The following is a 23,348-nucleotide window of genomic DNA, read 5'->3' as shown; positions in this document are numbered from 1 at the left end:
TGCTTTTGACCGCCGTCGTCCTGGCAGCCGTCGGCGCCCTGCTGCTGGCACTGCCCTCCGGCCGGGAAACCTCTTCGTCGGCACCGGCGCCACCGGCGCAGCGTGCAGCCCCGCTGCCTACGCCGTCGAAGACAGGAGTTACCCCACGCCGGTCACCGGTCGGCGTGCCGTCCGAAGCCAGCACGGGCAGTGCACCGGCCCGGCAGGCCACGGCGTCGGCGCTGCCGCCGCACGGCGAGGGCGCGGCAGGCGACCGGGCCATCCAGCAGGCGCTGGAGGAAGCCTGGCCGGCCGACCTGCCCGCGGCCGACGAACGCCAGTTGCTCGAGGCCGGCCGCGCACTGCTGCGCGCGGACGCCACCGGCATCGGACGCGAGCAGTGGCCCGCGCTTTTCACCGACACCGCCCAGGCCGTAGCCCCGGCGTTCGCCACCTCCCGCTTCCGCGTCCAGGCCGCCATCGCCCGTCAGGACGGCGGGCCGGACCGGGCGGTGGTGCACCTGGTGTGGGCCGGAGCCGACCGCGGCGGCACCTACACCGACAACCGCATCACCGATCTCCACTTCACCCGCACCTCCTCGCCGAAGAAAGGAGCCTCCGCGTGGAAGCCGCAACCCCGCACTTGACCGGACTGCCCAGCGCCCTGCCGTACGGGCAGGTCCTCGACCTGCTCGCCGGGATCGTCCACATCGTCGGCTGGCTGCTCACCCACTGGTACGTGCCCGCCCTGACCGTCGTAACCCTGTGGGGAGCGGGCGAGCTGGTGGTGCGGCAGCTGGCGGTGCGGGCCTCGGCCGAGCGGATGGCGCTGGAGCTGATCCCCACCCGGCACTTCGAGCCGGACCTGGAGGAGATCTTCCGCCGCGGCGTGCAGCTGGCCCGGGCCTCCACGAGCATGCCGTGGTGGGCGCCGCGCCGGGCCAAGGCGGTGCAGATCCGGCTGCGCGCGGACGGCTCCAGCCCACTGCGCTACCGCATCGAGGGCCCGGCCGGCGCGCAGCGGCTGCTGTCCATCACCCCGTTCGGCCCGCAGGTGACGGTGAAGAAGGGCCGGCCCATCGTGGACAAGCCGCGCGAGCACGTGGTGCGGGCGGAGTTCATCCTGCGCGGCAATCCCACCGCGTCCCTGCGGGAGGTGCCGCTGGAGCCCGACCCGTTGCAACCGCTGGTCGACGCCGTCTCGGACATGCGGGCGGAGCTGGGGGATCTGGCGGACATACGGCTGTCGATCCAGCGCGCCCCCAAGTGGTCGCTCAGGTCGCGGCGCATGCAGTTGCTCGGTGTGGCGCGGCGCCGGGAGCGCAAAGAGGCGCAGCGGGCGGCCCGCTGGGTGCGCCAGGACGCCACCGGCATCGAGGACTCCCTGCTGTGGCAACTGCAGCAACTGGCCGGCGGCAAGCAGCGCGGGGGTGGAGGCCGTCTGGTCATGCCGCCCACCCCGCGCCGGGTCGATCCGGAGCAGGCGCTCGGCAAGTTGGCCGCCGACGACCACCTGGTGCGGGTGCAGCTGTTGGTGCTGTGCGCCTCCAATGTCGAGGGCCGTGCGCACGCCCGGTTGTCCCAGCTGCAGGCGGCCTTCGACGTGTTCGGCGGCGAGTCGCGGTGGGCGATGCGCGGTCTGCTGGTGGGTCCGTGGCGGTTCGGCGCCGACCGCTGGCCCAGCCGCCGCGGTTTCGAGCGCCGCTGGAAGCTGGGGCACTGCCAGCCGCCGCGCGCCAACTGGATGCGGCTGGACGAGCTGACCGGGCTGCTCAAGCCGCCCACGGTGCACTGCCGGCTGCCGCTGTTGGCCGGGGACCTGCCCACCTTCTCCTTCGAAGACCCGGACCTGCTGCTGCAGGGCATCTATTACGGCCCCGACGGACATGCGCGGCTGGTCGCCACCTACGCCAAGGAGACGCTGTTCGAGGTCGGGGTGGGCAAGGCCGGCGGCGGCAAGACCGAACGCGCGCTGGCGCAGGCCATCGCATGGGCGCACGCCGGTGGCGGCCTGCTGTTCGTCGACCCGCACCGCGACTCCTGGCCCCGCGCCCTGCCGTTCTTGGCCCACGACCACCTCGCCCAGCGCATCGCGCTCATCGACCTCAACGCCAGCGGCCCGAACCCGCAGGTCAGCTCGTGGAATCCGCTGGGCATGCACCAGGGCCAGGTGGCGCACGAGGTCGTCGAAGCCGTCGGTGACGGCTTCGCCTCCGCACTGGGCTGGGACGATGCCAGCGCTCCGCGCGCCCTGACCATCCTCACCGCCGCGGTCACCGTCCTGGTCGCCCTCAATTCGGCCGCCTGCCGGGCCGGCCGGCCGGAAGCCCAGACGACGATCTTCCATGTGCGGGCGCTGCTCACCGAGCAGGACTTCCGCACCGCAGCGCTGGCAGCGGTGGAGGAGCAGCTGGAGGAGGAGACCCGCTCGTGGTGGCACACGGTCTTCCCCACCCTGCTGCCGGAGGCGTTCGCGGTCGTCCTCAACCCGATCGCGCGCCTGGCCTCCAGCCCGGTCACCCGGGCCTTCCTCAGCCGGCCGGTGGGCACCTACAACATCCGCGCCGCGATGGACTCCCGGATGGTGGTGTGGGTGTGCCCGGGCGGCAACGGGCCCACCGACCGGCTGCTGACCGCGCTGCTGGCCCGGGACCTGCTGCGGGCGGGGCGCTCGCGCCGGGACACCCCCGAGGAGCAGCGGGTGCCCTTCCGCGCCTACTTCGACGAGCTGATCACCCTGACCGGGGCGGCACCGGGAACGATCGCGGCGATGTTCGAGGACTTCCGCAAGTACAAGGTCCAGGTGCACGGCATGACCCAGCTGCTGGCCCGGCTGCCGCTGGCGGTGCGCCTGTCGCTGGTGCAGAACGCCTCCACGCTCGCCTCCACCGCCGGCTCGACGGCGGCCATCTCACCTATCACCGCGGAGTGGGGCGATCAGCCCGGCGCGGACGTGGTGGCGGCGCTGGACCGGTTCGAGCACTACATGTCGTTCACCGTCCAAGGCCGCCGCATCGGCCCCGTAAAGATCACCGGCCCGCACTTGGACGCCGTCTTCGCCCACCTGGCCCGCCCCGGGCAAGCAGCCGCTGCGGAGCGGACCGCCCAGGCGCTGGCCAAGGCCCGACCACTGCACCCGCACGCCGACCCGACCGACGACCAGCGCGATGACCAGCCCGATCCGTTGAGCCGCTTTCTCACCGAGGGCGTCTGCGCCACGTCCGCTGCCGGCGGCACGCCGACCGATCACCGCAGAAAGAAGAGGTACCAGTGACCACCCACGTTCGGTCCACCACGTCGCCCGAGATCCAACCGGCCCTCGCTGAGCCACTGTCGCACCAGCTGCTGACCGCGCTCGGCCAGCACCGGATGGCCACCACCACCCAGCTCCACGACCTGCTGCGACCCGCCGCGGCGCGGCAGACCATCTCCGCGCCCTTGAACCGACTGCGCAGGCAGGGTCTGGTCGACTTCACCGTGCTGGCACGTGCGGGCCGTACCCGTGCCTGGTTCCTGACCGGCGAGGGCACCCGCCTGACCCGGGACTTTCCCCCGCTGCGCGGCAGGCCGCCCTACCCGGTCAGCTCGGCCACGGCCGCCTCGCTGAAGACCTCGCACACCCTGACCGTGCTCCGCACCCATCTCGCCTTCGTCACCGACGCCCGCAAGCGCGGTGACGAACACGGCTACCTGGACTGGACCCCAGAGGTCTCCCACCCACTCGCCGACGGCGAACGGATCATCGCGGACGCCGTCCTGCACTACACCCGCGTCGAAGAGGAGCGCACCAAGCTGCGCGCCTTCGTCGAGGTCGACCGCGCCACCATGGGCAGCGAGCGGCTCGCCACGAAGCTGATCGAGTACGCGCGGCTGTGGACCTACGTGCCGCAGTCCGCAGGCCGGCACCGGGCCCGGCAGCAGCCGGCCGGGGCGGGTTTGATCTGGCTGCGCTGGTATCCCGTCTTCCCCCGGGTGCTGTTCGTGTTGACGGGCGCCTCCCGCAAGGTGCTCAACCACCGGATCAGCGACCTGCAGGCCATGGTGGAACAGCACCCGCTGGTCGCGGCGATGGCCCGGCAGGTGCCGCTGGGCGCTGCGGTCCTGGAGGACCTCGAAGTCCACGGCGCGTCCGGCGACGTATGGGCGCCGCTACGCGGCGGTTCCTCACGCTCATGGACACAGCTGTAAGGCTGCAGGGCTTGGTCAAGTTCCGGAGTCGTGCGGCTGGGTCGGGCTGTGACCGGTTGGAGTGCATAGCAGAGCAGGCACGGGCTTCGTGATCATTGGGGTGTCTAAGCTCAACGATCATAAGGTGGCCCGTGCCTGCCGCTGTGTCTTCTCCTGTCCCTGCAGTGCTGGTGAAGCTGAGTCCGCTGGACGGCGGTCGGGTCGCTGACCTGCGCCCCTACCTGGATCTGATGCCCGACCCGCGTGCGCGGCGGGGCGTTGGTACTCGCTGACCGCCATCCTCCTCATATGCGCCTGTGCGGCCGTCTCGGGAGCTAGGAGCGTCGACGAACTCGCCGAACTCGCCGAGTGGGCGGAGCGGGCCTCGGACGCCCTGCTGGCGGCCGTCGGCGTGCGCCGTCATCCGCTCCAGTGGCGCCGGGCTCCCTCACAGACCACGATCGGGCGTGTCCTGCAGGCTGTCGACGGTGACGCCCTGGACCGGGCGGTCGGCGCCTACCTCACCAGCCGGCACGACGCCGCTGGGGCCAGGTCCGGACAGCGTCGCGTGATCGCCGTCGATGGCAAGGCCTTGAGCGATCGGCCCACCTGACCGCCACCCGCCGGCATCTGCTCTGCGCGGTCACCCACCACCGGTCCGTGACCCTCGCCCAGGCGGAGGTGGGAGCGAAGACGAACGAGTATCTGTGACCGGCTTTACCGGACGTTGGCGCAGCCGTGAAAATGGGGAGCGGGGCGGCTGCCCGTCCGATGCCGAGAGTCTGTGGACGAACGAGTCCGTAATGAGTCTGGTGCCGGGGCTGCATCTGAGGGGCTGCGCACTGTTGCCTTGAGCAGGCGGGTTAGATTCTCGTTTCCCCTCGCCGCCCCCGGGCGGCCGTCGTCATCACGACACCGGCAGCGGACGCAAGGAGAACGGTATGCGATCCGAGATGACAGACCTTGAGGTGGAGGTCGAGGACCGGGTTGCAGCGATCGATGTCGCGAAGGCCAGCAGGATGGTGTGTGTACGTGTGCCGCACGAGTCCCGTGCCGGCAGGCGGGTGCAGGAGGTGTGGAACTCCGACGCGACGACGGAGGCGATCTTGGCACTTGGGGATCGTCTGACGGAACTGGGTGTCCGGCGCGTGGTGATGGAGGCTACGGGCGTGTACTGGAAGCCGTTCTTCTTCCTGCTGGAGTCCCATGGCCTGCAGTGCTGGCTGGTGAACGCCCGCGATGTGAAGAACGTTCCCGGACGCCCCAAGACCGATAGGCTCGACGCTGTGTGGCTGGCCAAGCTCGCAGAACGCGGCATGCTGCGTGCTTCCTTCGTGCCCGACCGGCCCCAGCAGCAGCTACGGGACCTCACCCGGCTGCGGACCGCGCTGACCCAGGAACGGACACGGCACAAGCATCGTGTGGAGAAGGTGCTGGAAGACGCACAGATCAAGCTGTCCTCGGTGCTGAGGAACATCTTCGGGCTGTCCGGCAGGCTGATGCTCGAAGCACTCATCCGCGGCGAACGCGATCCGCGGCAGCTCGCGACGCTCGCCCAGGGAAAGGCGAAGGCCAAGCGGGCGGCCCTGGAGACCGCACTCACCGGACAGTTCGACGATCACCACGCCTATCTGCTGTGCATGATGCTGGAGGATCTCGATCGTGAAGTTTCCCCGTGATCCCGGACACGTGATCGTTATGCCGCGAGGATGTGCTGCTGCCGCTGCCTGGTCTCTGCCGGGGTGAGATAGCCGAAAGTCCGATGCTTGCGCAGGCGGCGGCGGTTGTAGAAGGTCTCGATGAAGGAGAAGACCTCGGCTCGGGCAGTGGCCCGGTTGGGCCAGGCGCGGGTGCCGATCTCCTCTTTGAGCAGGGCCCAGAAACTCTCCGCGGCGGCGTTGTCGAAGCACGATCCGGTCCGCCCGCAGCTGCCTCGCAGTCCCAACTCACGTATTCGATAGCGGAATTGGGCCGAGGTGTATTCGCTGCCGCGATCGCTGTGGACCACGCAGCCCGGCTCCAGGCCGCCGCGGCCGTGGGCCATGTTGAGAGCGTCGACGACGAGCTCGGCGCGGTGGTGGTCGGCCATGGCGTAGCCGACGACCTTGCGGGTGGCCAGGTCCAGCCAGCAGGCGAGGTAGAGCCAGCCTTCGGCGGTGGGCAGGTAGGTGATGTCGCCGATCAGCTTGATGCCGGGCCGCTCGGCGTGGAAGTCGCGGCCGATCAGGTCCGGGGCCGGCGTCGCCTTCTTGTCGGGCCGGGTCAGCGAACGCCGTCTGCGCCGGGTGACACCACGGATGTCGCGCTCACGCATCACACGGGCGATGCGCTTGCGGTTCACCCGCCGTCCCAGGCGGCGTAGTTCGGCGTGGATGCGCGGAACACCGTAGGTGTGGCGGGAGGCGATGTGCACCACGGTGATCTCGTGCGCGAGCGCATCGTCGGCGGCTTGCCGGGCACGGCGGGCCGCCTCGCCCTCGCACCATGCGTAGTAGGAGGAGCGGGCGACTTTCAGCACCCGGCACAGCAGGACGATCGGGTACGTCGCCTTCTCCGCATGGATCAACCGGTACAGCTCGCTCACCGGTCGTTCTCCTTCACGAAGAAAGCCGTCGCTTTTTTCAGGATCTCGATCGTCTGCTGCTGTTCGCGGACCTCCTTGCGCAGCCGCTTGAGCTCCTCGCGCTCGGCGCTGGTCAGCTCACCGGACTCGCCCTCGCCCCGGTCGGCCTTGGCCTTGCGGTACCAGCCGCGCAGGGACTCCGAGCTGATCCCGAGTTCCCGGGCGACGGCGGTGACCGTCTTGCCCGAGGAATCGACGAGCGCGATCGCGTCCCGCTTGAACTCCTCGGTGTACCGCTTCGTGTACTTGCTTGCCACCTGGTGCTACTTCCTCTGGAACCTCAAGATCCCAGTCTCCAGGTGTCCACGATCAAGGGGAAGCTTCAGCCATGGGGTATCCCCTGCCTGCAGAGCTTGGGGAAGGATCTCCCCCGGTGATGGGCCCGGGTGCGTTCGTAGTGGTCGAGCGTGATTTCACGTCAGGGCAGGGTGCGGACGCGGTCGAACAGGTCGGGGTGGTTCTTCTTCACGACGGCGATGCAGTGGGCTTCCCGTGAGCGCAGGTAGGTGCCGTGGCCGTGCTGGGTGTGCAGGGCGTTCGCCATGATCACGGCATGGCTGAGGTCGACATCCTCCAGCAGCGGGACGAACGAGAAGATCTCGTTGCTCTTGTCCGCCACCTGACGCTGGGCGAGGACCTCTCCGCTGTACGCCATCGCCGACAGCAGGGAGACCGCCACGGTGGTCCGGGTGCATGCGCCACGGACGGTCTCGCCGTCCACCGCGATCGGCCGCAGCCCGCTTGTCTCACGGGCCGGGGCCGTCCGTGCGGACTAGAAGCCATCCAGTTGATTGTTCGACGTGTCCGTCTCCTCTTGGTAGGCGGCGGCTTGGGTGCTATACAGTTCTGCGTAACGGCCGTGCGCGGCCATCAGCTCGGCGTGAGTGCCCTGTTCGGAGACACGCCCTCCGTCTAGGACCACGATGTGGTCGGCCTTCCGGACGGTGGAGAAGCGGTGGGATACCAGCAGCGTGATCCGGCCCGGATCCGTATTGGCCTGCCGCATGAACACCTCGTACACTTCGTGCTCGGCCAGCGGGTCGAGGGCCGCAGTTGGTTCGTCCAGTACGAGCAGAAGCGGATGCCGACGCATCAAGGCGCGGGCCAAGGCGAGGCGTTGCCACTGGCCTTGCGAGAGCTCCACCCCGCCGTAAAGGGTGCCGAGTTGGGTGTCCAACCCGTCGGGCAGCCGGCCGATGATCGGGGCGGCCCCCGCCTCGCGCACCGCACGGGTCACCTGTTCCGTGTCGTCCATCGCGTCAGGGTCGCCGATTCCCACGGTGTGCCGGACGGGGAGCTGGAAGCGGAAGAAGTCCTGGAAGGCACCGCTGAGGCGGCGGCGCCAGGCTACGGGGTCCAGCTCGGCCAGCGGCATACCGCCCACCTCGATCCTCCCGGTGTTGGGCACGTACATACCGCTGAGCAACTTGACCAGAGTGGTCTTGCCCGCGCCGTTCGCACCGACCAAGGCGGTCGTCGTCCCAGGCTGCAGGTCGAGGTTCACCCCGGACAGGACCTGCTCGTGCGAACCGGGGTAGGTGAAGGCGACATCGCGCATCCGGATACCGTGCTGCCGCAGGTCGGGAACCGCTCGCGTGCCGGTGCCCCGCTGATGGCGGGCATGGGCCAGCAACCACAGGTAGTGGTCGGTGGCGTGACCCGCCTCGGCGATCAGGGAGAAGCCGGAAACCGTGCCGTGGATCTGGAAACGCAGTTGCGTACCCAAGGTGATGACCAGCATGAGATCCCCGAGCGAGGCCGCGCCCCGGGTGACCAGCGACACCGTGAGGATCAGTGCGCCGATGTATCCGGCCGCGTAGCAGACCCATCCGCTGAGCTGCCATCCGAGCGCGCCGAGTCGAGCCTTGAGTACGGCAGTAACAACGCGGATACGGGCGGCGTGAGCGGTCTCGTCCAGGACTGCGCCTGCTCCCGCCAGGTAGATCTCCTTACCCGACTCCGGCGCCAGGAACATACGGTGGATCCGGTCTTCCAGACGCTGGTCCTCGGCTGTGGCGGTGCGAGCGGCGGCGAGATTGCGCTTGGCGCGATCGGCTGCCCACAGGGGGGGCAGCGCGAGCAGCGCCAGTGCTCCGAGGGCCGGGTGGACACCGACCAGGAGCCACAGCGACAGCCCGGCGCTGATCACGGCGATCCCGGTGTCGGTCATCGCCCAGCAGGAGCCGGCCAGTGCGCCGGTGTGACGGCGCAGTAGCTCCAGGCGGTTGAGGAATTCGGGGCGTTCGAGGTGCTCCAGGGTGGGAATGGACGCGGTGGCGGTCAGGATCTCCCGGTTCACCTCCAGGTCGACGCGGTCGGTGAGGTCGTGCTGGTAGTTGTACCGGGTGCGGTTGCCGGCCGCGGCGGTGACGTGGGCGGCAACCCCGATCAGGACGGCGAGGGCCAGGGCGACGAGCAGCTGCCCGTCGGAGCTCTGCGCCGCGTCCACGACCCACCGCTGGCTCAGACCCGTGGCGGCGACCGCTCCCGCCTGGGCGAGGGAGAGGCATACGACCACGCTCACCACAAAGGGGTCGGTGCGCCAGGCCAGCGCGAAGGTGTGGTGCGCGATGCGTAGGGTGGCGGTGCCCTGCCGTCCCGCGCTCTTCGGGCTCTTGCCGTTCATCGTGCGGCTCCCTTGCTCCCGGCGTGCAGGTGGGTGTCGACGAAGCGCGCGGCCTGCAGCCGGAAGAGGCGGGCGTACTCCCCCTCGGCCTCCAGTAATTCGCGGTGCGTGCCCTGTTCGGCGGCCCGTCCGGACTCCAGCAGGACGATCCGATCCGCCTGACGCACCGTGGACAGGCGGTGGGAGATGAGCAGTACGGTCGCCCCCGTGACCTCGGCGACGACCTGGCGGAAGAACCGGGCTTCCGCCTCCACGTCCAGGTGGGCCGTCGGCTCGTCCAGGACCAGCAGGTCCCGACCGTGTTCGACGGCGAAGACAGCGCGCGCGATCGCGACGCGCTGCCACTGGCCGCCGGAGAGGTCGGAGCCACCGGCACGGTCGGCGCTGAGCACGGTGTCGTAACCATCGGGCCGGTTCGCGGCGATCGCGTCGACGCCAGCGCGGCGTGCAGCGGCGTGGATCCCCTTCCTGTCGTGCCGGTGTTCGGGCGCCGAGAGGGCGATGTTGTCGGCGAGAGTGAGTGGATAGCGGTTGAAGTCCTGGAAGACGACCGCGACGCGCTTGCGCCATGCCTCCATCCCCGACGCGTCCAAAGGTCGCCCGTCGACGAACAGGGTGCCGGCGGTGGGGGGATAGAGGCCGGCGAGCAACTTGATCAATGTGGTCTTGCCGACGCCGTTGTGCCCGACCAGCCCTAGCACCTCTCCGGCACGGACAGTCAGGTTCAGACCGTCTACGATCCGGCGTCGGCTGCCGGGATAGGAGAAGACCAATCCCTCGGTGCGCAGTGTCACCGGGTCGCGTTTCCGCGGACCGGCAGAGGGCTCACCGGACTGCTGAGGTGCTGAGGGGTTGCCAGACAGCTCGACCTGGGCCGTGGCGGGTGCGGCGGTCTCGTGGTAGGTGGTGTCGAGTCGATCCAGCGCTTTGACCGCGCCGAGGCCGTACTCGATGTCAAATGCCTCGCGCCCCATGGCGGCGATTTGGAAGACGCCCCACGCGGCCACGATCACGGTCATCAAGTCGCCGACGGGAAGGCTACCGCGCACGGCGGCCAGCCCCGGCAGGAGGAGCGCGGATCCGGCGGCGATCGCTGACAGAAGGGCGATCCAGCCTTGCTGGCGCAGGATACCCCGGCGGGTGGACCAGATCGTTTCCGCCCAGGCCAGCAGTGCCCGGCTGCGCCGCTCGACCACCCACTCGTGCAAGCCGAAGAGACGGATCTCCTTGGCAGCCGGTCTCCCTGACGCAACGTCGCTCCAGTACTCCGCGCGCCGCCGCATCGACTCACGCTCGTCGCGAACCTGCGCCAGATGGACCCACCAGCGCCGCAGCATCGCCCGGTTAATCACGCAGACCACCAGCAGGACGACGGCGAGCCACGGGGAGAAGGTCAGAGCGATGATGGCTGCGGAGCCCAGAGCTCCCAGAAAGCGAAAAGTGAGCCGGAGCTGACCGACCGCCGCGGTTCCTGGAGAGCGGACCCGCCCCTCGCCGACATCCGAGGCACGGGCGGCATCGTCGGCGAAAGCCGGATCCTCCAGGTGCGCCATGCTCGACGGGGCCGTGGCCAGGCGACGTACCCGACGCCGCACTCGTGCGTCCAGGCGTCCGGCGGTGAACTGTTCCAGGGCCACGCCGACCGAACTGAGAATCTCGTCCACGACCAGCAGCACGGATACCGCGACCAGTGGCCACGCCACCGCCGAGGCGGACTGACGCCCGGTGGCGGCCCCTGTCAGTCCGGCCGCGAGCCACCCGGTGGCTACGGCGGTGAGCGCGGGCACCGCCGCGGTCCACAGGTGGACCAAGATCAGAGCGCTACCGGCGCGACGGTCGGTGGCGCACATCCGCACAAGGTTGAGACGGTCAGCCATCAGGGACCTGCCCAGAGATACCCACGAAGTGAGCACACGAAATTTCACCACCTGACCCCCTTGATGGTCACGATATGAGTTATTGCCTTTGGCGCCAATGCGGCGGCACCGCTCAGACATGACGAGCCATGACCAGTCCGGACCGGATCCACTTTCCCGCAGCACCGAAACGAAAAACTCCGCAGCAGTCAGGCCAAATTCTTCGCTGACAGCAGTTCAACAATGGACCCAACGCTCTCAAAATGCTCGAATGCCATCTCGTCGTCCTCGAAGACCACCCCGAAACGGTCCTCCAGACGCAGGGTGAGTTCCACGCTGGCCAGCGAATCAAGGCCGAGAGAGCTCAGCAGGACACCTTCCTCCACCTCAGACGCTTGAGGAACGATCTCGCGAACGACCTCTCGAACCGCGTCTGCGATATCTGCCTGCTCCACGATCCCCTCCTTTTCGATTCCCTTGACATTTTCGAAAATCGGCCCGGTTCTCGAGCAGGCCGCAAGAGCGGCCACTACAAGCGGAATGCTAAACAGCCACCTCATATCCGCAACGAGGCGGCCCAATAGCCAGGGATGCTACACGGAAGAACCTTCACAGCCTGCGTCGTCACGGTCTTTTGCGAATAACAGCAAATCGTGGGACAGCCGGCTCGCCGAAGGACATGGTGAGTACGGACCGGGAGATGGAGCTGCCGGCCGACGACCGAATGACCGAGAGAAGGGTGAGGTCCATGGCTGTGAACTTCGGAAGGGTGACGCGATGACCGTCCCGCTGCCTCCGGAGGCCTCGGCGACGCACCCCGCTCCGCAGGGGCACAGCAACCTGGTCGGTCTCCTGGAGTTCGCGGCGCGGACCTACGCCTCACGGACCGCGGTCCGCACCACCGGCGAGGAATCGCTCACTTGGTCCGAACTCGATCTGGCCGGACGGCGGCTCGCCGGAAAGCTGGCGGCCGCCGGGGTCGGGCGGGGCGACCGGGTGCTAGTGTCCCTCGCCCCCGGTCCACGCTTTGCCACTGTGCTCTCCGCGGTCCTGCGGCTCGGAGCGGTCCTCGTCCCGACCAGGCACCAAGCACCCGCCTACGAGCTGGAGTGGCAGATCCGGGACGCCGATCCCATCCTCGTCGTCGCGGACGGACGGACAGCCGACACGGTCGAGCAGGCCGGCATCGCCGTCATGCGGCTCGCCGACCTGAGCGGCGAGGATGTTCCCGCGAGGCCCGAGGAGCGGATCGACGGTTCGGACACCGCTTTCCTGCTCTACACCTCAGGCAGCACCGGCCGCCCGAAGGGGATCGTGTGCCCTCATGCCGCGGTCCTGTTCGCCGTGCGAGCCATCGCCGAGCGGGTGGGTTACCGCCCGGGCGATATCGTCTGGAACCGGCTTCCGATCTCCTTCGACTACGGCCTCTACCAGTTACTTCTCTGCGCCCTCGCCGGCGCCGAACTCGTCGTGCCAACGAGTGAGTTGTCCGCCCGGGAGCTGGCCGAGATGCGGGCTGCCCGGGCCACGGTCGTCCCCGTGGTTCCCGCACTGGCCCAGACCCTGGCGCGGCTGGCCCGGCGCGACCGCAGGCCGACCGAGGTCCGGCTGTTCACCAACACGGGCGCGGCGCTGCCCCCGGCGCACTCCGCGCAGCTGCGCACGGCGTTCCCCGGGGCCAGCGTCGTGCTGATGTACGGCATGAGCGAGTGCAAGCGCATCACGGTGGCGCCGCCGGACGAGGACCTTGTTCATCCCGGCAGCGTCGGGCGTCCGCTGCCTGGCACACGGCTGTTCATCGTGGACTCGGCAGGGGTGCCTCTCCCCCCGGGCGAGACCGGCGAGATCGTTTCGGCAGGGCCGCATGTCATGGCGGGCTACTGGCGCGCGCCGACCGAGACCGCCCGAAGGTTCCGGCTCGCACCGGACGGCCTGGGCATGGCGGTGTTCACCGGTGACCGAGGGAGGCTCGATGAAGCGGGCCGGTTGTACTTCGTGGGACGTGACGACGACATCTTCAAGTACCGCGGGTGGCGGATGAGCAGAACAGAACTCGAGGTCGTCCTTGCGGACATCCCCGGCGTCGATGCCGCCGCGGCCTTGCCTCCCGGCCCCGACGACCGCCTGTGCGTGTGGGCGGAGACATCGCTTTCACCGGGTCAGGTGCTCGACGGGATCAGGGCGCGCCTGGGCCCGGAGCGAACGCCGGACCTCTGCGTCGTGCTCGACAGGCTCCCCCTGACCGCGCACGGGAAAGTCGACGCAGCAGCACTTCATCGGCTTGCGAGGACGCAGTCATGACCGGGCTTTCCGTGGAATCGGGAATCAACGCGTCGGCCAGGCATCGTCTGGAAGCGATTGCACAGAGCGTCGGAACTCCCGCGTATGTCTACGATCTCGCTGTCCTGCGCTCGTCCTTCGCCGCCGTCCGGGACGACCTGCCGGCCGGCTCGGAGCTGTTCTACTCGCTCAAGGCCAATCCGCATCCCAGAGTCGTGGCGGAACTGATTGCCGCGGGCGCGCGGGCAGAGGTCAGTTCGACCGGCGAGCTGGCCGTGGCGCTGGCGGCCGGCTGCCCAGCACACCACGTGCTGTACAGCGGACCGGGCAAGACCCGGGAAGAAGTGGAGCAAGCCCTCCATCGCGGGGTCCGGTCGTTCTCGGTCGAGTCTGTCACCGACCGGCAGCGCCTTGCCGAAGCATGCACCCGAATCGACACCACGGCTGACTACCTGGTACGGATCAACAGCCCGCGAGGAAGCGCCGGAGGGTCCCTCCGTATGGGCGGCCGCGCCAGTGCATTCGGTGTCGATCACGCCGACAAACAGTCCCTCGATCAACTATTGCGTCCCCTCGGCCGCGTCAGGCCCGTGGGCATGCACACCTTCAGCGCGACCAATATTGCCGATCCCGCAGAATTGGTAGCCGAGTTCGAGCAGTCCGTCCGCACGGTCGCCACCATAGCCGGGCGAGCCGGATTCACACCCTCCGTGCTCGACCTCGGTGGAGGATTCCCCGCCCCGTTCGCCCGCTCCGGAGCGCTATCCCGCCATCCCCGGCTGCGGGCGGCCATCGACGCCGCGCTGGACACATCCTTCCCCGATCGGCACCGGCTCGGCACGCGCGTCGTCTTCGAGTCCGGCCGGGCCCTGGCGGCGTCTGCAGGGACGCTGCTCACCACTGTCCTGGACGTCAAGCAAAGCGGCGATCGCACCTTCGCCGTGATGGACGCCGGCGTCAACGTCCTCGGTGGGATGTCGGGACTCGGCCGACTCCGGCCGTCGAGCGTCGTCCCGGTCCCTGTCGGCGCGGAGATGCCCTCCTCTCGGAGCGACGTCACGAACCCGGTGACGTTGGTCGGCCCGTTGTGCACGCCACTCGACGTTCTCGCTCCTTCCATCGATGCCCCGTACCTCCACCCCGGTCAGGTGCTGGCAATTCCCAACACGGGCGCCTATGGCCCCACCGCGAGTCTCCTGGGATTCCTCAGCCGCACGCCCCCCGCCGAGGTCGTGCTCGACGGCGACCGCACGGTGGCCGTGGGCCGTATCGAACTACGTACGCAGGAGGCACCCCTCTGTGACTGACGTCAGCGCTCCCCCGGCACCACCGGCCGTCGGCTCCGCCTCGCTCATCGAGCTGATCGGCAGTCATGCCCGCGATGCCGACCAGAGGGCGCGTTTTCCCGTCGAGAACATGGCGGCACTACGCGCAGGCGGCTACTTGGGCTACCTCGTCCCTTCGGAGTACGGCGGCGAGGGTGGCAGCCTCAACGGAATGGTCAGCCTCGCGAAAGAACTGGCCGGCGCCTGCATGTCCACCGCCCTGATCTGGGCGATGCACTGCCAGCAGGTCGACTGCCTGGTCCGGCACGCCGATGCCGCTCTCAAGGCAGAGGTGCTACCGCGAATCGCTTCCGGCGAGATCTACCTGGCCTCCGTCACCACCGGTTCTAGTGGCGGCAGTCTGATGTCGGTCGACGAGACCTTGACCGACGCACCTGACAGGGAGTTCCTCACCCTGGGCCGGACCGCCCCGGTCGTTACCGGTGGTGAATACGCCGACGCCTTTCTGGTGACGATGCGCGAGAGCGGCGAACACTCAGACCAGGGGGTCTCGTTGGTCTACGCCCCTCGGACGGAGCTGACGATACGTCCGTTCGGTGAGTGGAACCCGATGGGTATGCGGGCCACCGCCAGCAGAGGTCTACGTCTGGAGGGAATGGTCCGCCGGGACCGGCTGGTCGGACGGCCAGGGCAGTTCCGCGAGATCTCCCACGACAGTATGATCCCATTGGCCCACCTGGCCTGGAGCGCATGCTGGCTGGGGGCGGCGCAGAAGGCCTTCTCCGGTCTGCTGCGGCAGATCGGATCCACCGTCCCGGCCGACCGCAGCTCGCCTCTGGTCCAGGAACGCATCGCCCGCATCCGGGTCGATCTGGAACTGGTCAACGCCTACCTGCGGCGGACCTGCGACGAGATAGAGCTCCTGCGCGAGCGGGGTCACAGCCTCAACAGGCCCGATCTCCATATCCATGTGAACACGCTCAAGCTCGCGGCCTCGGAGCTCACGTTCCGCGCGGTCGACCGCATGGTGCAGCTGGCCGGACTGTCCGTCGGCTACAGCGCTGACTCCCCGCTCTCGCTGGAACGCGTCTTTCGCGATCTGCGCTCGGCCGCGCTCAACTACTCCAACGACCGTCTGTGGACCGCGACCGGCGTTCTCAGTCTGATCGACCGTTCCGTGCATCTGCTGTGAAGCATCGCTCCGGCCCGCGCAGGATGCGGGCCGCCCAACGAAAGGGCACCATGGTGAACACCGCCATCGACGTGGGACCGATCCCGGCGAACATGTCCGACCCGGTCTGGGAGGTACTGGTCACCGTCGCGTCCTCCCGCACAATCTCCGACGGGCGCGAGCGCGTCCTGGCGCTCCTGGAAACTCCGTCGTTCGACCTCGAAGGACTGGTCGGGAAAGCGGTGCATCACCGCCTGCTCGCAGCCCTGGCCGACTTCCTCCAAGTCCACGGCCTGCGCACAGCAATTCCGTACCGGCTGGTCCGCCAGCTGGACATCCAGTGCAACGTGAGCCGACATCGTGCGGCGATCCTGACCGAGGAAGCGCAGCGCCTTGGCGCGGTGCTTCACGATGCCGCCATCACCGGCGCTTGGACCAAGGGTGTGGTGGCCCACCACACCCTTTACGAACATTCCGGAGCCCGGCTGTTCGATGACATCGACCTCATGATTCACCCCCGACACCGCGAGGCGGTCGACGAGGTGCTCACCGTCTGCGGCTACAGCCGGAACGCAAAGTACGACACCTCCACACGCGCCCTCGTGCCGCGATCGAAGGCAGAGCTGCGCGTCTACCAACTGTCCCCGGACCACCTTCCGCACTACCTCCGGCTCACTCCTGACCCAGTGCTCCCCTACATCGCCGTCGACGTCGCGAACAGCCTGACGTGGCACACCAGTTCATGGCAGGTGCCGATGGAGGACGTTCTCACGGAGCTGCGCAGCGTGGAAACCGGTCCGGGGAAGTATCTGGACGCACTGATGCCCCATTACGCTTTCCTGTTCACCTGTCTCCACTTGTTCCGTGAAGGGTGGCTCACTCGTATCGCCTCAAGCAAGCAGCTGACACTGTCACTGTTCGGCGATGTGGTCACCGAATGGCACCAGCTTCGCCCCACCGAACGCGCCGATGTCAACCACATCATCAAGCGTTTCGGCCTGGCTCAGCCGATGGCCTGGGTGGTCGCGCACACCGACGCACTGTTCGGCTCCGGTATAACCGCCGAGCTGGACCTCGTATCCGAAGCCACCCCCGAGTGGCTCGCCACCTCCATGACCCCGGACAACGCCCCCGACCTCCCGCCGGACACCATGACCCAGCGTCTGCGTCGGCCTCCGCGCGTCAGAGCAGCACGCTAGAGCAATCGGATTCCCGACCGTTGCGCGACCGGAAGGTCACTGACCGACATTCCTCTCGTCATCAGGAGCACAAACCGTGCGGTTTCTCGTAGTTACCGGTACCCGGCCCTGGGCTGCCACGGGAGGAGCTCGACGTGTCCGGGCCGCCTCCGAAGCTCTCGCCAGGCTCGGGACAGTCGATCTGGTCGTGTTCTTCCGCTCCGATGGGGCGCCTTCGCTGGAGTCGGACCCTCCGGTCGGCCTCTTCCGGAAGATCCTCCTCCTTGAGGACGCCTACGGCAACGACCGCAACAGAGCATCCCTCGAGGAAGCGCTCCCACGGTGGAACGCCGGTGAGTCGTACGACGTGATCTGGTACGACAGGGAGCGCCTGTGGCACATCGCCAGCGGCTTGGTCGAAGGGAAGGCGGTGGTGGATGTCGATGACTTGGAGGACGTGATTCTGGAACGTTGGCTGCGTCTGGGAAGGAGCCCCGAAGGAAGCCTATTGGACGCTCCGGAGCTCGAAGCGCAGCAGTCCGAGATCGATCGCCTCCGGGCCGGCCACGCCGAAGTCGCCGCAGCAGCCGACATGCTGGTTTTCACCAGCGAACTCGACTCGGCCAAGTTCGCCTTTCCCAACAGCACGGTAGTGCCCAACACCTATCTCCGCGAGGAGGGAACCAGGCAGGGGCGCCAGGGTCTCGCTCTCGACGAGGGCGGCACCATTCTGTTCCAGGGATGGCACGAATGGCCGCCCAACGTGGACGCCGCGACCTGGTTCGTCGAGGACATCCTGCCGCGCATCCGTGAGAGGTGCCCACAGGCCAGATTGCTGCTCGTAGGAAAGCCCTCACAAACCGTGAGGGAGCTGGGATCGGCACCTGGCGTCGACGTCGTTGGAGAAGTACCGCGCATGCGTCCTTATCTTGACCGGGCGGACGTGATGATCGCGCCCCTACGCGTCGGCGGCGGCACCCGCATCAAGATTCTGGAGGGCTTCGCCAGTGGCGTCCCCGTCGTCTCGACCAGCATCGGCTGTGAGGGGCTGGGGACGGAGGACGGAGTGCATCTTCGCATCGCGGACGATGCGGAAGCATTTGCTCACTCGGTAGCTCAGCTGCTCGTGGACAGGGATCTGCGTCGCGCTCTCGCGACACGCGCAGGAGTCCTGTACGAGAAGCAGTACACCCCACAAGCGGCGAATGAGGCTATACGCCAGCTCGTCGAGCAGATGACAGCGTGATGCCGGACTCTCGATCATCTCTTCGATTCTCTGCCGCAGATCCGGGAGACGTTTGAGCGGCCCACCAAGTTTCTCAGTGTGATATCGCGTTACACCGGGCGCCACATTCTCGCCGCTCCGCAGTCGTGCGGCAGTTCAAAGGCCGGCCACTGGACGGGATTAGTGAATCAGCATGCGCAACCCACGACTTGCCTCCTTGGGACAGAGCCCTTCTGCGGTGTCTCTGGACGGTGGCGTCCGGGGGCCACTGATGTGGTCCCAGGAGATGTACTGGTATCAGTATCATCTACCGCTCCCCGTCACGGACAGCGCAAAGATCCAACTCGTGGTCCGCATGCCGGACGCCGGACTGCCCGAAGGGCTGGTCACCGGCGCCATAGAGAAACTGATGCTCCGCCATGAAGCGCTGCGTACGGTTTACCCGACAGACTCCTCGGGTAAGCCTTTTCAGCTGGTGCTCGACGAATTCGAGACTCCTGTTCCCTTACGCCGGGACGGCAATGATCTCGAAGACATCACGGCCGTCTTCCATTCGCTCTTCTTCCCTCCCATGGACCAAGCGACAGAACTTCCGCTGAGAGTGGGATACACCCTCAAGGACCGGCGTGTAGCCACCGTTATCCTGGTGCTGAACCACATCTCCGTGGATGCTGCCAGCTTGGGCCAAATCAGGTCGGACCTTATAAGCTGCCTCGATGCCGACAGCAGGGACAGCCCATTCTCGCTGAAGGACCAAGGAGGGAACACCCAACCGCTGGCAGTCGCGCGTCAGCAGTCAACAGCGTGGGCTTCCCTGCATGAGCGGTCTATGCAGCACTGCGAACGAGCGCTGTCCATATCACCTGCCGCCCAGTTCCCTCACTTTCAATCCATCGCGTCCCGGGACCCACGAAAGGATTTCGTGAGCCACTATCACAGAGTGGCTCTCCGGTCGTCCAATCTCTTCTCGGCGCTGCAAGAACTCACCACAAGAAATGCGGGGTTCAACGCAACTAATCACCTTTTCACTGCCTTCGCCGTGGCCGTATCCGCCCTGTCCGGAATCCCAAACGCCACTCTCCGGATGAATTTCTCCAACCGCTTCAGAGAAGTACGCCGATCCGTCGGCTGCTTCTTCCAGGAAACGCTTGTACCGGCCGACCTTTCACCGCAGCTGTCGATTCGCCAGGTGATGGTGGACACCAGACAGAGCATCCGCGTTGCAACGCGTCACGCGCAGTACTCCTATCTTGCCTTCCGGGACCGCAAGGCAAAGATCGAGGCGCATCGCGGGCTGTCGATCCGTCTGGGCACGGTCTTCAACTGCAGTGACCGGCTTGAGCGGAGTCTGCGTGGTCCAGCCTCACAGAGCGGAGCCGCGGGAGAACGCCCGAAGAGCACGATGGAGCGGCTCGATTGCCTCTGGCGTGACGAGTACACCGACCTCTGCCTCAGGGTTTCCGCGTCCGGCGGAAAGGTGCATCTGGACCTCATCGCCCACCGGTCCGTGATGGAGCAGGCCCAGATCGAGAAGATGTTGAGCGCCATGGAACTATTCCTCATCGCCTGGGCGAACGATCCGGATCTGGCGGGTTCCGCTGTCACGGACGTGGTCGAGCGTTTCGGGCTACCGACCTCCGCCTACGGCGAGAAGTGGGCCTTCGTCGACAACAGCTGGGTCGACACGGCCAAGCTGGCACAGACCCTCAGGTCGGTGGAAGGGGTCGAGGCTGCCGTGATCACCGTGGCGGGGCAGCCGTCGCGTGGTCGCATCCTCGTAGCCCACGTCGCCGGGAACCCGCGCAGTGAGTATGAAGCCCGCGCGCATGTACTGGCTGCGCTGCGTGAAAATGTGGATCTAGTGTGTCCGCACGAGTTCGTTTGGTCCGAGAGGTTGCCGGAATCCGGCCCGGTCACCGCTGTCGAGCCCGCACCGTACGGCGATGCTCCTGAAACAGCGGATGCCTCCAGGAGCGCGGAGGATCACGACGGCGGAGCGGGCTGTACGGCGCTCGCAACCGCTTTGGAGGCCGTTGCGGGCGATGGATTCGGCACCATGGACCGCTCGTACATCCAGCAGGGCGGAACCGCCGTCATGGCGCCGGCCGTGATCAACCAAGTGCACCGTTTGGGGTTCGAGGGCCCCACTCCGGACGACCTGCTGGGACCGTGGCCCTTGCGAACCGTGGCGGAGCTCTGCACAAGGCGGGTGGGTAGCGAGAATTCCTCTCCGACACCGGCGAGCTGATTACCTGCGGCGATGCTGGGAGCTCACCGCTGGGTCGTCGAGCAAATTTTCGCGCTGCTGCACTGGTCGCGCCAGCTCCGCATCCGCTGGGAGATCCGCGACGACGTCCACGAGGCCTTGCTCAGCCCGGCCTGCAGCATCATCTGCTGACGACGGCTTAGGAATCTCGTACTTTGTCAGGAGTTGTTGAAGGCCACGGAGCATACGGGCCTGTTCCAAGATCACGAAGGCATACTTCGCGTCGATCTTCCTCTCGCAGCAATGGCACGGTGCGGCCGAAGACAGCGGACCACTGCCCGTTGTCGGACAGCGCATCCCGCGGACGCCATACGGAAGCTGGTTCGTCAGCGCCGCGCCGCCAACGTTCACACCGATCGCTCAGGTCACCGGCTCGCCGCCGCTCAGCTCCTACACCTCGCTGATCAGTGGAAGAGGGCCCTCTCCGAGAGTCTCCGCACAGCGTCCGCAGGATGCGGGACGGCCAGTCCTTCGAAGCCACTGATGAGGAGAGAAACCAGAGCCACACCCTGCGTCCCTGAGTTTCACGATCCTACAAACAATCGGAATCAGCCCACATAACGGTAAGGACATCAACGTGTGGTCGCGTCCCCTGACATCCGTACTTGTCACCGGCGGTGCCGGCTTCATCGGTAGTCGCCTGGTCCGGTCCCTGTCTGCGGCGGGCCACCCCGTCCGGGTCCTGGACGACCTCACTACGGGTCGACCAGAATCTGTCGCGTTCGTGCCGGGTGCCACCTTGGTACGCGGCAGTGTGCTCGACGTGGACGCGGTGGCTGAGGCCGCGCGCGGAACGGATCTGGTGCTGCACCTCGCGGGGGTCGAAGGGATGCAGCATGCGGCCCAGCAGGCGGAGCTCGCCTACGAAGTGGGGAGCCGGGGAACAGCAAACGTGCTGGCACACACGGGCGATACTCCCGTCGTGCTCGTTTCCAGCTCCGCTGTCTACGGTTTCAGCGACAGCACCGCTGAGTTGCGCGAGGAGGGGGAGGTGGATCGGAGTGTCCCGCTGGCGTACGACGGTGGTAGTCCGGGTGCCGCCACCGGTAAGTGGGAGATGGAACGGCTGGGGCGCGAGGCCGCGCGATTCCGACCCGTGCTGACGGTGCGACCCTTCAACGTCGTCGGTACCGGCCAGCGGAGCCACTGCGGCACGGTGGTCGCGACATTCTTCCGGCAGGCCGTTTCCGGTGAGCCACTGACCATACACGGGGACGGCAGTCAGCATCGCTGCTTCACCGACATCGACCAGTTCACCCGACGCCTGCTCGACCTTATGGACACCGAGGTCGCGTGGCGGACCGGTCTCAACGTGTTCAACATCGGCTCCCGCCGCGAAACGACCATCAACAACCTCGCCCGCCAGGTCCTCGCCGCCACCCGCAGCACCGCGGGCTTCGTTCACGTGCCCTACGAGTCGGTCTTCCCCGGCCGCACCGATGTGACCCGCCGGATGCCGTGCCTGGATCGGCTGGCCTCCGTGATCGGCGAGACAGAATGGCTGTCCGCCCGCGAGATAGTGCGCGAAATGGCCCGCGTACGGTGGGTCGAGGCGCTTACTCGCACGCGGTGAGCGCCTCGGCAGGTTCACGAAAGAACAACGTCGCAAGGGCACCGATCTGAGCCTGCAAAGTCCTGAGAATCTGGAATACGTCGCGCAGGAGCTCAACGAACGTGGCCTCTGCATCATCGCCGACGTCATCCCCGACCCCAAGTGGCGCCGCCGGCCGTTGGCGCCGACGAAACGCGAGATCGGACGCGCGGAGCCAGCCGAGCGGATGTGCTGCCTCTTCGACCGCTCCGGCCGAACCCACGGCTCGCCGAGAATCACGCTGGATCTGTGGGAGGAGGGCTGGCAGGTGTCCCAGAACACCGTCGCCCAGGTCACGGCCGACCTCGGTCTGCAGGGCCGCACACCGTCGCGCCGGCGCCGCTCACCCACCCGTCCCGGCAAGCGGAAGGCCGCACCTTACCCCTGCCGAGAACCTCATCCGCACTGGTGGGAGGCAGTGTGGTGGCGTGCCGGAAAATGCGGGAACATGACCGGTCGTGCTGTTGGGACTGAGGTGTCTCGCTGTGACGGACGCGTTCGCAATGCTGTGGCCGCTGCCGATGTGCGACCACGGCAAGGACATCGAGATCCTCGCTCTGCGCCATCGGCTCATGGTGCTGGAACGCCGACTCGGCAAGGGCAGAGCATGGTTCGCCCCGGGCGACCGGGCGTTCCTGGCCGCGCTGCTGCACCGTCTCCCGCGCGGCGTGCTGCGTCAGGTGCGGCTGCGGGTGCGCCCGGACACCGTGCTGTACCGGCACCGTGATCTTCTCGCGCGCCGCCACGCAGACGTCTCCCTCTCGGTGAGCTTCACCCCACCGGCCCGGGCCCGGACCATCAGCTCGGCGACCAGCCCGTCGTCCATGGCGCCCGCCCCACCCGCAGTGGCCGCCCCGGCCTCGATCTCAGTCGCCACGTCAGTCATAAACTGCCGCTTTCCTCCCGGGAGTTGAACCGCTCATCGCACAGACCTCCTTCGGGCAGAGCCAGGAGCAAACCCCACAAGTTCGCCTGAACCGTCAAGATCGGACTCTGCGAAAATCGGGGTGCCTCTGTGTCTTGTCAAGCCGCCTGACTCAGACGGGACTTGGCTTTTCGTTCGTCGGCGATCATGACGCGCCACACGTGGTCGGCCAGAC

20 protein-coding genes and 1 pseudogene are annotated in these 23,348 nt (G+C 67.5%); 15 read left to right on the top strand and 6 right to left on the bottom strand.

Annotation, left to right across the window (positions count from 1 at the left end):
- The first annotated feature begins 164 nt into the window (after window positions 1-164).
- From IE271_RS34005 to IE271_RS33985, 5 genes are all read left to right on the top strand, one after another.
- Entirely contained in the window at window positions 165-626 is a 462-nt protein-coding gene (locus tag IE271_RS34005; protein WP_229919744.1) for a hypothetical protein, read from the top strand.
- Entirely contained in the window at window positions 602-3,253 is a 2,652-nt protein-coding gene (locus tag IE271_RS34000; protein WP_229919743.1) for an ATP/GTP-binding protein, read from the top strand. Before IE271_RS34005 ends, IE271_RS34000 begins: the two co-directional genes overlap by 25 nt.
- Window positions 3,250-4,167, top strand: coding sequence for a replication-relaxation family protein (locus IE271_RS33995; RefSeq protein ID WP_190194340.1), 918 nt, complete (start codon window positions 3,250-3,252; stop codon window positions 4,165-4,167). Before IE271_RS34000 ends, IE271_RS33995 begins: the two co-directional genes overlap by 4 nt.
- 268 nt (window positions 4,168-4,435) lie before the next feature.
- Window positions 4,436-4,759, top strand: a complete 324-nt coding sequence (locus tag IE271_RS33990; RefSeq protein ID WP_308435235.1) for a transposase family protein — start codon at window positions 4,436-4,438, stop codon at window positions 4,757-4,759.
- Window positions 4,760-5,087: 328 nt separating this feature from the next.
- Entirely contained in the window at window positions 5,088-5,825 is a 738-nt protein-coding gene (locus IE271_RS33985) for an IS110 family RNA-guided transposase (protein ID WP_190194339.1), read from the top strand.
- A gap of 17 nt (window positions 5,826-5,842) precedes the next feature.
- Here the strand turns inward: IE271_RS33985 and IE271_RS33980 are convergent, their stop codons facing one another.
- The 6 genes from IE271_RS33980 to IE271_RS33955 form a co-directional block, all read right to left on the bottom strand.
- A complete protein-coding gene (locus IE271_RS33980) occupies window positions 5,843-6,730 on the bottom strand; it encodes an IS3 family transposase (RefSeq protein WP_190194338.1) in 888 nt (295 codons plus the stop codon).
- Window positions 6,727-7,026, bottom strand: a complete 300-nt coding sequence (locus tag IE271_RS33975; RefSeq protein ID WP_190194337.1) for a transposase — start codon at window positions 7,024-7,026, stop codon at window positions 6,727-6,729. Before IE271_RS33975 ends, IE271_RS33980 begins: the two co-directional genes overlap by 4 nt.
- A gap of 161 nt (window positions 7,027-7,187) precedes the next feature.
- Entirely contained in the window at window positions 7,188-7,448 is a 261-nt protein-coding gene (locus IE271_RS33970) for a hypothetical protein (RefSeq protein WP_190194336.1), read from the bottom strand.
- Window positions 7,449-7,541: 93 nt separating this feature from the next.
- A complete protein-coding gene (locus IE271_RS33965) occupies window positions 7,542-9,395 on the bottom strand; it encodes an ABC transporter ATP-binding protein (RefSeq protein ID WP_190194335.1) in 1,854 nt (617 codons plus the stop codon).
- Window positions 9,392-11,245, bottom strand: coding sequence for an ABC transporter ATP-binding protein (locus IE271_RS33960; RefSeq protein ID WP_190194334.1), 1,854 nt, complete (start codon window positions 11,243-11,245; stop codon window positions 9,392-9,394). The genes IE271_RS33965 and IE271_RS33960 overlap by 4 nt, the downstream gene beginning before the upstream one ends.
- A gap of 215 nt (window positions 11,246-11,460) precedes the next feature.
- Complete coding sequence (locus tag IE271_RS33955) at window positions 11,461-11,706, bottom strand: phosphopantetheine-binding protein (protein WP_190194333.1); 246 nt, start codon at window positions 11,704-11,706, stop codon at window positions 11,461-11,463.
- Window positions 11,707-12,028: 322 nt separating this feature from the next.
- On the opposite strand from IE271_RS33955, the gene IE271_RS33950 reads away from it, so the two are divergent.
- The 10 genes and pseudogenes from IE271_RS33950 (at window position 12,029) to IE271_RS42585 (ending at window position 23,162) form a co-directional block, all read left to right on the top strand.
- The gene (locus IE271_RS33950; protein ID WP_190194332.1) at window positions 12,029-13,552 is read left to right on the top strand and encodes a class I adenylate-forming enzyme family protein; all 1,524 of its coding nucleotides are present in this window, start codon (window positions 12,029-12,031) and stop codon (window positions 13,550-13,552) included.
- Window positions 13,549-14,838: a type III PLP-dependent enzyme domain-containing protein gene (locus tag IE271_RS33945; protein ID WP_190194331.1), complete on the top strand. Its 1,290-nt coding sequence runs from the start codon at window positions 13,549-13,551 to the stop codon at window positions 14,836-14,838. The genes IE271_RS33950 and IE271_RS33945 overlap by 4 nt, the downstream gene beginning before the upstream one ends.
- Window positions 14,831-16,009 (top strand): acyl-CoA dehydrogenase family protein, encoded by a 1,179-nt coding sequence (locus IE271_RS33940; RefSeq protein ID WP_190194350.1) that lies wholly within the window; start codon window positions 14,831-14,833, stop codon window positions 16,007-16,009. The genes IE271_RS33945 and IE271_RS33940 overlap by 8 nt, the downstream gene beginning before the upstream one ends.
- A 50-nt stretch (window positions 16,010-16,059) precedes the next feature.
- On the top strand, window positions 16,060-17,187 hold the full coding sequence (locus IE271_RS33935; protein ID WP_190194330.1) for a nucleotidyltransferase family protein: 1,128 nt from the start codon (window positions 16,060-16,062) through the stop codon (window positions 17,185-17,187).
- Between the two features lie 187 nt (window positions 17,188-17,374).
- Complete coding sequence (locus tag IE271_RS33930) at window positions 17,375-18,412, top strand: glycosyltransferase family 4 protein (protein ID WP_190194329.1); 1,038 nt, start codon at window positions 17,375-17,377, stop codon at window positions 18,410-18,412.
- A gap of 265 nt (window positions 18,413-18,677) precedes the next feature.
- Window positions 18,678-20,639 (top strand): condensation domain-containing protein, encoded by a 1,962-nt coding sequence (locus IE271_RS33925; protein ID WP_190194328.1) that lies wholly within the window; start codon window positions 18,678-18,680, stop codon window positions 20,637-20,639.
- Between the two features lie 12 nt (window positions 20,640-20,651).
- A complete protein-coding gene (locus tag IE271_RS33920) occupies window positions 20,652-20,789 on the top strand; it encodes a hypothetical protein (protein ID WP_190194327.1) in 138 nt (45 codons plus the stop codon).
- A 445-nt stretch (window positions 20,790-21,234) separates the two neighbouring features.
- Complete coding sequence (locus IE271_RS33915) at window positions 21,235-22,230, top strand: NAD-dependent epimerase/dehydratase family protein (RefSeq protein ID WP_190194326.1); 996 nt, start codon at window positions 21,235-21,237, stop codon at window positions 22,228-22,230.
- 205 nt (window positions 22,231-22,435) lie between these two features.
- Window positions 22,436-22,573, top strand: a pseudogene (locus IE271_RS44080) (IS3 family transposase); the annotation flags it as partial.
- A 160-nt stretch (window positions 22,574-22,733) separates the two neighbouring features.
- Window positions 22,734-23,162 (top strand): hypothetical protein, encoded by a 429-nt coding sequence (locus IE271_RS42585; protein ID WP_229919742.1) that lies wholly within the window; start codon window positions 22,734-22,736, stop codon window positions 23,160-23,162.
- Window positions 23,163-23,348: the final 186 nt, after the last annotated feature.

Source organism: Streptomyces minutiscleroticus (assembly GCF_014650875.1).
Taxonomy (GTDB): Bacteria; Actinomycetota; Actinomycetes; order Streptomycetales; family Streptomycetaceae; genus Streptomyces; species Streptomyces minutiscleroticus.
This window is presented reverse-complemented; position numbering and strand designations above follow the sequence as displayed.

Bases quoted from the DNA above. Each gene is read 5' to 3' on its own strand.
- IE271_RS33985 (WP_190194339.1), top strand. From the start codon at position 5,088: ATGCGATCCGAGATGACAGACCTTGAGGTGGAGGTCGAGGACCGGGTT.
- IE271_RS33965 (WP_190194335.1), bottom strand. From the start codon at position 9,395: ATGAACGGCAAGAGCCCGAAGAGCGCGGGACGGCAGGGCACCGCCACC.
- IE271_RS33960 (WP_190194334.1), bottom strand. From the start codon at position 11,245: ATGTGCGCCACCGACCGTCGCGCCGGTAGCGCTCTGATCTTGGTCCAC.
- IE271_RS33950 (WP_190194332.1), top strand. From the start codon at position 12,029: ATGACCGTCCCGCTGCCTCCGGAGGCCTCGGCGACGCACCCCGCTCCG.
- IE271_RS33945 (WP_190194331.1), top strand. From the start codon at position 13,549: ATGACCGGGCTTTCCGTGGAATCGGGAATCAACGCGTCGGCCAGGCAT.
- IE271_RS33935 (WP_190194330.1), top strand. From the start codon at position 16,060: ATGGTGAACACCGCCATCGACGTGGGACCGATCCCGGCGAACATGTCC.
- IE271_RS33925 (WP_190194328.1), top strand. From the start codon at position 18,678: ATGTACTGGTATCAGTATCATCTACCGCTCCCCGTCACGGACAGCGCA.
- IE271_RS33920 (WP_190194327.1), top strand. From the start codon at position 20,652: ATGCTGGGAGCTCACCGCTGGGTCGTCGAGCAAATTTTCGCGCTGCTG.